Origin of the sequence: Algoriphagus lacus (assembly GCF_003583985.1) — a bacterium.
GTDB lineage: Bacteria > Bacteroidota > Bacteroidia > Cytophagales > Cyclobacteriaceae > Algoriphagus > Algoriphagus lacus.
Genome location: NZ_QXML01000021.1, coordinates 1,775 through 4,984, shown reverse-complemented (window position 1 = coordinate 4,984; position 3,210 = coordinate 1,775). Strand labels below are relative to the sequence as shown.

Here is a 3,210-nt window from a genome sequence, read left to right as displayed (position 1 = left end):
AAGGTATAAAACGCAAAAAACCCAGCTTTATGAGCTGGGTTTTGAATAATGTGGCGGCGACCTACTCTCCCGGGTGTAACCCCAGTACCATCGGCGCTGCAGGGCTTAACTTCTCTGTTCGGGATGGGAAGAGGTGGGACCCCTGCGCTAGGCCGCCTAAATTGGAAGACTCAAGTAGTTAACAGCAAGCAGCCAGATTCCTCTAGTTTCCTGTTCTAACCTCTTTGGTCTAATATCTTATGTCTTTAACATATCTGGTAGAAACTGTAACTAACGTAGCGTAAGCTTTTGGGCAATTAGTACTGCTCAGCTATGCCATTACTGACTTTACACCTGCAGCCTATCAACCTGGTCGTCTCCCAGGGCCCTATTTGGAAGTCTCATCTTGAGGGGAGTTTCGCACTTAGATGCTTTCAGCGCTTATCTCTTCCCGACGTAGCTACCCGGCAGTGCAGTTGGCACCACAACCGGTACACCAGCGGTCAGTCCAACCCGGTCCTCTCGTACTAAGGTCAGGTCCTCGCAAACTTCCCACGCCCGCAACAGATAGGGACCGAACTGTCTCACGACGTTCTGAACCCAGCTCGCGTGCCACTTTAATCGGCGAACAGCCGAACCCTTGGGACCTTCTCCAGCCCCAGGATGTGACGAGCCGACATCGAGGTGCCAAACCTCCCCGTCGATATGAGCTCTTGGGGGAGATCAGCCTGTTATCCCCAGCGTACCTTTTATCCTTTGAGCGACGGCCCTTCCATTCAGAACCGCCGGATCACTATACCCGTGTTTCCACCCTGCTCGGCTTGTCGGCCTTACAGTCAAGCTCCCTTATGCTATTGCACTCCTCGTACGGTTACCAAGCGTACTGAGGGAACCTTTGGAAGCCTCCGTTATCCTTTTGGAGGCGACCACCCCAGTCAAACTACCCACCAAGCAATGTCCCCGACCAGCGGGTTAGATACCAAGCAAACAAAGGGTGGTATTTCAACGGCGACTCCCCAGATCCTAGCGGACCCAGTTCACAGTCTCCCACCTATCCTACACATCATTTGCCCAGTACCAATGCTAAGCTGCAGTAAAGGTGCATGGGGTCTTTCCGTCCCGTTGCGGGTACACGGCATCTTCACCGTGACTACAATTTCACCGAGCTCATGGCTGAGACAGCGCCCAGATCGTTACACCATTCGTGCAGGTCGGAACTTACCCGACAAGGAATTTCGCTACCTTAGGACCGTTATAGTTACGGCCGCCGTTTACTGGGGCTTCGATTCAATGCGTCGCTTGCGCTAACATCCCCTCTTAACCTTCCAGCACCGGGCAGGTGTCAGGCCTTATACTTAGTCTTGAAACTTTGCAAAGCCATGTGTTTTTGTTAAACAGTCGCCTGGGCCTCTTCACTGCGGCCAATGTTGCCATTGGCGCCCCTTCTCCCGAAGTTACAGGGCCATTTTGCCGAGTTCCTTAGCCATGATTCACTCGAGCACCTTAGGATTCTCTCCTCGACCACCTGTGTCGGTTTGCGGTACGGGTACTCATACGCTTAACGCTAGAAGTTTTTCTTGGAAGCCCTTAGGATCACTATCCGATTGTCCGAAGACGCTCGGTACTGTCACGTTCGGCTAGACCAACGCATTTAACTATCGGTCCAATACCTACTCGCTTTAACCCGGTATTCCGTCACCGGGCGGATCTTTCATCACTCCGTCACTCCTTCACCTGTATGAATAGTATGGGAATATTAACCCATTGTCCATCGACTACCCCTCTCGGGTTCGCCTTAGGTCCCGACTAACCCTGATCCGATTAACGTTGATCAGGAAACCTGGGTCTTACGGTGGGCGGGTTTCTCGCCCGCCTTATCGTTACTTATGCCTACATTTGCTTTTCCAAAAGCTCCAACACCCCTTACAGGATATCTTCGCCGCCGTTGGAATGCTCCCCTACCACTGCATTTACATGCAATCCTTCGCTTCGGTATTAGGTTTGATGCCCGATTATTATCGACGCCCTGTCGCTCGACCAGTGAGCTGTTACGCACTCTTTAAAGGAATAGCTGCTTCCAAGCTAACCTCCTGGCTGTCTCTGCAACTGGACCACCTTTGTTCAACTTAACCTAAATTTGGGGACCTTAGCGGAAGGTCTGGGTTCTTTCCCTCTCGGACTGGGACCTTAGCACCCCAGCCCTCACTGCCGGTTCTATATGACGGCATTCGGAGTTCGTCAGGATTTGGTAGGATGTGACTCCCCCTAGTCCTATCGGTAGCTCTACCTCCGTCATACAATTCCCGACGCTGTTCCTAAAAACATTTCGGGGAGTACGAGCTATTTCTCAGTTTGATTAGCCTTTCACCCCTACCCACAGCTCATCCGGAAGCTTTTCAACGCTTATCAGTTCGGTCCTCCAGTTAGTTTTACCTAACCTTCAACCTGGCCATGGGTAGATCACTAAGTTTCGCGTCTACCCCCTCCGACTCAGTCGCCCTTTCAGACTCGCTTTCGCTCCGGGTACGGTACTGAATACCTTACCCTTGCCAGAGAGGAGTAACTCGTAGGCTCATTATGCAAAAGGCACGCCGTCACCACATCGCGTGGCTCCGACCGCTTGTAAGCGCACGGTTTCAGGTTCTATTTCACCCTCCTATTCGGAGTACTTTTCACCTTTCCCTCACGGTACTCGTTCACTATCGGTCTCTCAGGAGTATTTAGCCTTACCGGATGGTGCCGGCAGTTTCAAACGGGATTTCTCCGGTCCCGCCCTACTCAGGATACCCGCCTCAATCACAATCCTTCCAATACGGGACTCTCACCCCCTACGGTCGGCCTTCCCATGCCGTTCTCGTCAGATTGTTCTCAATTATGCAGGTCCTACAACCCCGGTCATGCCGTAACATAACCGGTTTGGGCTCCTCCGCTTTCGCTCGCCACTACTCACGGAATCATTATTATTTTCTCCTCCTATGGGTACTTAGATGTTTCAGTTCCCCACGTTCGCTTTCCTTACGGAATAGTCTTAAAGACTGGGTTGCCCCATTCGGATATCTACGGATCAACTCGCATTGGCCAATCCCCGTAGCTTTTCGCAGCTTATCACGTCCTTCTTCGCCTCTGAGAGCCTAGGCATCCCCCGTGCGCCCTTATTCACTTACTTCTACTTATCATCAACATCGCTGTCGATTTCTGTTACAGTTTCTACTTCAATATGTCAATGAACTT

Annotated in this window: 2 rRNA genes; both read right to left on the bottom strand. The window is 51.6% G+C overall.

From position 1 onward, the window contains the following. Window positions 1–48 precede the first annotated feature (48 nt). Window positions 49–160, bottom strand: a 5S ribosomal RNA gene (gene rrf / locus D0X99_RS20125). Window positions 161–276: 116 nt separating this feature from the next. Next, a 23S ribosomal RNA gene (locus D0X99_RS20120) occupies window positions 277–3,145 on the bottom strand. Window positions 3,146–3,210: the final 65 nt, after the last annotated feature.